Consider the following 8,501-nt stretch of genomic DNA (forward strand, 5'->3'; position numbering starts at 1 on the left):
ATTCATTGTACGATATGCAATAAAGAAGGCACCGAATACAGCACCGTTTGTGTCGCATTCGTTAGAGATTCAGCCAGTCCCATTCATTGCACGACATGCAATGAAGAAGGACGGAAGTACGTACGTTGCTCCGAATATAGCACCACTTGTGTCGTATCCGTTAGACAGCCTGTCCGCCTTCATAGTGTCAGTCAGCCTTATCAAGCATGGGCTAGTTTAGGGACGCAGAAGTCGAATGCCAGATCCAGATCATCTTTCGTCTTAACGAATAACAAATCCTCATGCGCGGGCATCGGTTCTATCATAACGTGGCCAGAACACGCATCCGTCGTAAAGTGAAACTGAACCGAACGGGTTTGCTCATTCGCAATGCGTGAGATGAGCGCCCCCAAGTCTACCTTCTTACGTGACATAACATCATAGAGATGAAGGGTATGCCCCTCTTGCTGACAGACTACGATAGCATCCTCATCGGCGCAGTAATATATGCAATCAGGGAAAACAGAGATGGCATAGAACAGGAAGATGCCTCGGTTATTATGGCTGACTCCGAACGTTTCGGATACCGGATGACGATCCCGTGCCATCTGCTGCATAAGCTCGAAATCCGATTCATTCTCGCAATCCAATTTCCGAATGTTGCTGAGCTTCGCCGCAGCAGTGCTCCGGGGCAAGGATTCGACCGATTCCATTGTGAACCGGCTTTCGGTAACAGGGCGGAAGCCGAACTTCGGATAATACTCGTGTACGCTGCTATTGGCAAACAGAAAGAATAGGTCGCATTCGTCCTTATACAAATCGAGAACACGGTTCATCAATAGGCTAGACAGCCCTTTGCCCCGGTGATCCGGATGCGTCATCACCGTCCCGATCTGAATCGCCTTTCTTGCGGTGCCGTTGATTGTCAAATCCATCTTGCTAACCGATACGTTAGCGATAATCTCATGATCAGCTGCTACGGAGTGACAGATATAACGGTCGTCCCAGCAGCCACGCTGATACCAGTGTTCAAACTCTATTCCGAACACGAGGCTCGCCAGTTTGTTGAACCGGTCCCGGGACTCTTTATTCTCTTTATAATCAGAAATGATGATCATCTCTTCGTTTAGGTGCGACACATCGATTCCTCCCGCGTCTATATTCTATATATTTAGAAGGATACCAAGCAGGCAGTCGTTAAAGGAGAATAGGCGTTCAACACAAAAAATACAGAAAGCCGCAAGGCTCTCTGCATCGAGTGATTTATAACACACTCCATGCTTCGCATCCTTGTAATGGCTCCAAACGGCATACTTCTCCCTTGGTCAAAAATAACCGCATGGAGTATATGCTCGCATTCGAGATCCACTACTTAGTTGCTGGCATAGAGTCGATTCTCCTTCCATCATTCTCCTGTTGTAAATCATAGGGTACAGAGCTTGGTTTGTCCATGCTTATTGGATTGGCTCGTAAAATAAAGCCGCCGGGGAAATCACCCCGGCGGCTTCTTCAGGCCTTACTTATTCATTAATTGCAGCGTCTGAAGCAACCGTCCGATGACGACTGCCGATTCAGCGCGCGTTGCTTGCTGTCCTGGCGCGAAATCGCCGGACGGCCTTCCTTGCATGATGCCTTGCTGCACAGCGAGCAATACAGCTTCGGAAGCCCAAGCATGAATCTCGCCGTTGTCGTTGAAGCTGCTTGCCGAAGCGGCAGGCGCCGGCTTCGTTAAGCCGCCTTTGACAGCAAGATCGAACGCTCTTGCGATCATAACTGCCATTTGCTCGCGGGTAATCCGTTCAGACGGCTGGAAGCTGCCGCCTTGCATGCCTTGCACAATCCCGTAACGGGAAGCGGTGCCGACCGCATCCGCATACCATGCGTCCGCAGGAACGTCGGAATAACCCGTCGCCTCCCCGCTGCCGTCCCGCAATCCGAGCGAACGTACGAGCATCGATGCGAACTCCGCGCGCGTTACCGGACGGTTAGGCGCGAATAACTCTGCCGATACGCCGTTCACAATCGTGCGGACAGCCAATTGTTCAACCATGGATCTCGCCCAATGGCCGGCCATATCGCCGAACGTTACCGGATGCTTCGCAACAGCATATACGCTGTTACTGGTGCTCTTGATCGTAACCGTCGTCTTGCCGCCTGCAGTCGAGAAGACTGCCGGTACGTATACCCATTGGCCAGCTTCCGAATCGTATACGAGCGCTGTCGACGAAGCGGCGTCCAACTCGCCATCCACTATAATCGTGCGTGTCACATAGATGCCTCCGAAGCTGTCGACCGTCACATTCTTGTCGCCGATTTGCACCGAGATACCGAACTCGACCGGCTTGCCGAGCAGCTGAAGCCCTTGCGACTTCGCTTGCTGCTCCAGCTTCTGCGCAACCGCCGCGGCCTGAACCGGAGCGGCCGTGAACGTCATTACCGCGCCTGCAGGAAGCTCTTTGACCGCAAGACGCTCAAGCAGAGTATGAACTAAGCCAAGCGGGAAGGTGTAAGCAGCACTGCCGTTTCGAATTTCGATGGCTCCGTCCGAATGAGCAGCAGCAGCAGCTTGCAGCCCATGAACGGTGAACGGCACCGCCCCGCCAGGAGAACCATCGACGGTGAATACGACGACGGACTCCTTCGAGCCGCTCAGCCTTCTGTCATTATCTGCTGGATTATCGCTTGCCGCATCCGACGATGCGCTGCTTCCTGAACCTCCGCCTCCAATGCCGGTTCCGATGTTGCCATTGCTTCCGTTACCCGGATTATTTGTCCCCGGCTCCGTCAAAGTCTCTTGCGTGTACACTTGAACCGTGTAGACACGGGTTGCCCCGCCATACGTTACCGTAACTTCCGTCTTACCCTCTTTCAGCGCCGTGAGCAAGCCGTCTTCCTGAACCGCCACCAGAGCATCCGCCGATACAAAATGCGATTGCGCCGTTACATCGGCTCCGTCTGCGCCAAATACCTTCAAGCGGAACGAGCTGCCTTGCTCCAGCGCGAACCGGCTTGTTGCGCCATTGCCCAACTGCACCGTGAACGGCTTCGCCAGTGATGCGAACCCTTCGTTGCGCTCCTTCAGCTCGAAGCTGCCGGAGCCGTTCGATACATCCGCGATGCGCGCATCGCGAACGATGATGTTGTCTGCGACAATTCCGCCGCTCACTGTACTGGATACATCGACGCCCTTCGTTCCTACACCGTCGATGACCAAATCCTGCAGCACGACGTTATCCATCCGGAAGCTGCCGAGCACGCTCAATCCCGAGTATGTGCTGTCCAAAGCGACGTTATTGCGGATAATGACGTTGCCGTCTAATTTTTTGTCGCCTGCGAACAGCCAGAGTGCTCCCAGATCCGTCGTATAGCCCGTATCGTAGCTGCCCGTACGAATCATCGTATTGCGTTCCACGATCGTCGTACCGGCGAACGGTACCGGATTGAACCGGGTCGATACCGCGATGCCCGCTCCGTTCGTAATCGTATCTTTGGCGATGTTGTCTTGAATCTTATTGTCTGTTCCGCCGAATACGACGATATTATCCGCGAGCCATGGCAGCGACACCGTATTGAACCGGGCCGTGTTGTTCACGCTGGCGCGGCCTTCAGCCGACCACATCGCGATGCCGTCGTCGCCCGAATAACGGATATCGGTCTGCTCCATCATACTGTTGCTCGTACCGACGCAGAAGTTAATGCCGTCCGCCATCAAGTTGCGCAGACGCATTCCGACCATGTACAGGCTGTCCGTATATTCGTCGCTATCTTTGAGCTTAGTCAGCCACAAGCCGGTTTTCGAATGTTCGACCCATACGTTCTGAATGACCGAGCCGGTTCCGAAACCGCCCTCGAAAGCATGAGTGTGGGCTTCGTCATCCCGCACATTCAGATCGCCGTCAACAAGCAGATCGTACACTTGAATGTTCGTGCCCTTACCCATGAACCGGGCACCAGTCAGAGTCGTGTACCACATGCCCGCACCGCGGATCGTGACGTCATTGAGCACCAGTTGGTCGCCGCGAAGCTCGAATTCGCCTTGCGGTACCCAGATGCCCTTATGATCCAGCTTCGCAGCTTCCAGCGCCTCTTGGAACGCCGCCGTGTCGTCCAAGCCGTCACCTGGCACCGCGCCGTATTCCGTCACCGCCACCATGCCGGCTGGTTTCGCCAGCGGAGCGGCAACCTGTTCCAGATCGGCCAGGTCAATGACATAATAGTCAGCTGTGCTGTCTGCATCTTTCTCCAGCCGGATCGTCGAACCTGCAGGCACATCCCCGATGAGGGCATGCATGTCGTCGAAGAACCGGTGAGCATTCCCTTGGTTCGGATCATTGGACCACGGGTAGCTGCCGTATTCCCAAGCGTGCTTCGAATTCAACTGAAGCTTCTGGCGGAACTCCCCGTTCACGTACAGTCCGAGCGTTGCCGACTGGCCCGTTCCATCCGCGCTGTCTGGAATGGAGAACCGGACGACGATCGAGTTAGCAGCCTCTGCCGTCTTGAATTCGACGTATTGGCCTGTTTCGTCCAATCGGACCGCTTGCCGTCCCGATGCCTCGGAAGCAACTTCCCGGTAGACGCGTGACGGCTCGAGTACAGTGCCGTTCGTTGCGCCTTGCTCTGCTTCATACGTAATATAAGGAACGGTCGCGCCCCGGTACGCAGGCGCAGTGCTGCCTTGAACGGTAATCGAATCGATCGATATGCCGGCTGCATCTCCGCTGCCGGGTTGAACCGTTACCGAGTTGATGCCTTCACGCAAAGCGAGTTGAACCGTCGCAATCGACCAGCCTTTCGACACTGGCAGCGATAACGCGCCCGCTGGCAGGCCATTTACATACACATCTAAGCTGCGCGCAGCCGTTCCGTCGTTCAAATAACGGACTGCCACTTGATAGTTTCCAGCTGTCTGCGCATGCACAGCGGCGATCAACTTCGCGCCTGCCGTTGTGAATCCGTCGACGTACCCTTGGCCGGTAAAGCCGCCGGCCGAACGCGCCGCTTTCGCGCCTCCGCCGACGAATGCATCTTCAGCCTCATACTTGATGTCCGATACGACAGGCTGAAGCGACCATAATGATGCAGCACCAGATGTAGAAGAAGCTGCTTGCAAGCTGCCGCCATCCTGCGCGAGCCATGCATTCGAGCCGGCAGCGCTGCGAATCGTCCGGTATCCCGCCGACTCCTCGATCAACCATTGCGACGATGCGGCAGCAGCATCCGCCTTTGCAACCGTCGCTGCTGTATCGGCTTCGCCAAGCGCCAATAGGCGGCCGGTAGCGCGATTCTCGAACAAGCGGCGGCCGTTATAGTCGTACATCAGCCATTGCGCAGCGTTCGAGCTTCCGTCACTGCCCAGCGTCATGGTGCCGTCAGCTCCTTCCGTTACATACAGATTGCCCGATGATGGGCCTTCTGCTGCTGGAACGGCGATACGAACGTAATTGCGGTCCGGCAATGCCGGCGTCTCCGTCTTCTCATTGCGTTCGACACCGTCCGTTGGCGTATCGAATTGTTCCGGAGCGGCCGACAGCTGCCACTGCAAGGAACCGTAAGATGCAGGGTACAGCCCGCGCTCAGCGTAGCCCGCCCCATTTTGCACATTCAAATATTCATCGTTGAAGCTGCCGTGCTTGCTGCGGAACATGACGCTTGCTCCATCCGCAGACGGCTCGACCGCCCAATCGGATGCCGATCCGCTGCTGGCCGCGTCTCCCGTTTCCTCAACGCTCCCGATATAGCGGTAATCCCCGCTGACCGCCATCACATGGCCAGTCACACGGTTCTGAAGCTGCGTGACGCCGTCCTTCGTTACCATCCGCCAGTGCGAGTAGCCGTTCGAAGCATCCGTGCTGCCGTACAGCACGACGCCTCCGCTATTCTCATACAAATATTGCTGGTTAAAAATATTGCGAATGCGGACAAAACCTTCCGGCAGCTCCGTCTTCGTCTCCACCGGCTGCACGGAGAACTGCGCGCTGGCCGCGAACGAGCCGTCTGTTCCCTTCACCGCCTTACTTACTTTCACTGCACCGTCTGTATCCTCCGCCTTCACGTAGTGGGCGGCCCAACCGCTGCGAAGCGCGATAAAGCCGGCGTCCTGCGTCGTATCCATGATCCACTTGGCGCTTCCCCAGCTCGGATAAATCGTCGCGAGCGCCTCAAGTGTCTGCGGCGGGCTGTCGAGCTGAACGTCCGTATCGCCGACGCTTTGCATCGCAATGTAGTGGCCGGAAGCCGAATTCTTCAGACGAATCGAACCTTCGCCCGTATCTTCGATCAGCCATACGGAAGCCGCGTCAGATGCATCGACATCGCCGTATTTGACCGTTCCGACCGCTGGATCGGACGATGCCGCTTCGTATAGCGCGAGACCGGTCTGCTTATTCACGAGCTGCACGATCGTCGGCCGGTCGTCAATCACGTTAATGAACCGCCATTTCGGACTGCCCCAGTTGCGGTTGATTACAGCGTATTCCGCGTACTTGCCCAGGTTCTGCAAATTGATCAGCCTGTCCGTCTCGCCGCCCGAGCTCGGATCGTTCACGCTGTGAATGAGCCTCGATCCGCCGCTGACGGTCTCGATAATCCAGACGGCGCTCGTCCAGCTGTCTTCGACAGCCGATACTTGGATGCGTCCGTTGTTCATCGATTGCAGGTTAATGTAATGGCCCGTCGCACGGTTCTTGATCCGCTTGCGGCCATGGAACTTCTCAACGACCCATTGGTCCTTCTGGTCTGCACGGATGTTGCCGTACTTCAGCTCCCCGTGTTCATCCTCATACAGCACATAAGACTGCCACTCATTCTGAATGCGGATATATTGCGGCGAGCCGTCCGTCGGTACGGACGGGTCTTCCAATAGCCATTGCGCCGCATTCGAATTCGGATCAACCGCACTCGAGCGCGCGCCTTCGGCATCCGCCGAAACGTTCAAGTAGCTGTCCGCTGACGAAGCGCTGCGAATCGTCACATAGTCGTCGTATTGACTAGACGCGGTCAGGCGCCATTGATCGGACGAATGATCGCCAGAGTCGGCTGCCGTATGGAGCGGATCTCCCGCCAGCACATAGCGGCCGGTAGCGGCGTTCCGGATCCTTTTGCCCCCGTCGAAATCTTCTACAATCCACTGGTAGAACAAATTGTTCGCATTGCCCGCCCCTAGCGCGCCATGCTTAACAGCCCCGCCAGCCTCGTACAAATAATCCGTTCCGATCGTGCCGTCCGTATAATTCACGATTCGAACCGGCTTCACATCGCTTACCGGCACAATCAGCCAATGCGCATTCGCAAGCGTCTTGTTCGACCAGTTGTTGGAACGGGCATAGTTATCGGTCGGAAATTGTGTGTTCAACACGTACGTTCCATCGAATGCGCTTGAGATCGTAACGAAGCCAGGCACCGGCTCATTACGATCGTTGATGGAATCGGTAATGTTCCAGCTCAGCTTGAGCGGATCGTCGGTCGCCCCCATCTCGATCGGGCGCCAGAAGTCGCCGTCGCCGAACTGGGCAATATAACGGCCCGTTGCCCGGTTAAGCAAGCGGACGGTTCCGTTATCTCCTGGCTCCAGATACCAATGCCCGCTCGTATCTGCCGAGTCGATGCTGCCGAATGCGACAACGTCGTCCGGCCGGTTCTCCTTATCCGGATTCGCCTTCTCATACAACGCCTGTCCTGCCCGGTCTTGATTAATGATTCGGACCGGCTGCAGCACTGTCACCGGCTCGAACATCCACTGCGGGCTTTCGAACGAGACGGTAATATCGCTGCTTGCTTCTGCATAACCGAGCTGATCCTCTTCATGTACGACGAGATTGACGGAAGAGTCGACCGTCGCGCTTTTGATCAATACATAACCTTCGCGGCTCGCCGGCTCGATGTACCACCGGTCGCTCGCCGTGCTTTCCGTAATCGCTCGGCTGGTCAGCGCATCCCGGCGCTGCGCAACCTCTGCGATCGTCATGTAATGGCCTGTCTTCTTGTTTTTAATCCGTTTGGTGGCTCCGGCATCCTCAATCTTCCATTGTGAAGATTCATCGGCAGATGCCGTAAATCCGTAGCGAACGATGCCGTCCGATGATTCGTACAAATAGTTGTTCTGCCATTTGTTCTTGATTCGTACATATTCCCCGGGTACCGATGCCGATGCGGCTGCAAGAGCGGCATGATCGGACGAGCTGTCCGGCGCCGCCTCCTCTGCATAGACAGGCATTGCGCCTGCGATAAGCATCACTGCCATGATGCAGGCCAGCCAAGTTCTGATTCGAGCCATGAAGGCAAGACCTCCCCAATATATGGTTGTGTGGATTCACCCTCATCTTATTGGGAAATCGCTTTCATGACGATGTGCATTACTCTACGGAATAGTCGTTATATTACGTTTCTTAGGCATGGGTACGCTAACGACACGCTTTGTTACGTTAATAGCTCAGACGTCACGTTGATTGCATGCTAACGGCACACTTTGTTACGCTAGTAGCTCAGAAATCGCGCTGATTGCACACTAACGACACACTTTA

Annotated in this window: 2 protein-coding genes; both read right to left on the reverse strand. The window is 55.5% G+C overall.

What is annotated here, in order from left to right; translation table 11 throughout:
- Positions 1-200 precede the first annotated feature (200 nt).
- Positions 201-1,118, reverse strand: coding sequence for a GNAT family N-acetyltransferase (locus tag PKO01S_RS27930; RefSeq protein WP_127534715.1), 918 nt, complete (start codon positions 1,116-1,118; stop codon positions 201-203).
- A 377-nt stretch (positions 1,119-1,495) separates the two neighbouring features.
- On the reverse strand, positions 1,496-8,254 hold the full coding sequence (locus PKO01S_RS27935; protein WP_127534716.1) for an S-layer homology domain-containing protein: 6,759 nt from the start codon (positions 8,252-8,254) through the stop codon (positions 1,496-1,498).
- Positions 8,255-8,501: the final 247 nt, after the last annotated feature.

The organism is Paenibacillus kobensis NBRC 15729 (genome assembly GCF_004000825.1).
GTDB lineage: Bacteria > Bacillota > Bacilli > Paenibacillales > Paenibacillaceae > Paenibacillus_T > Paenibacillus_T kobensis.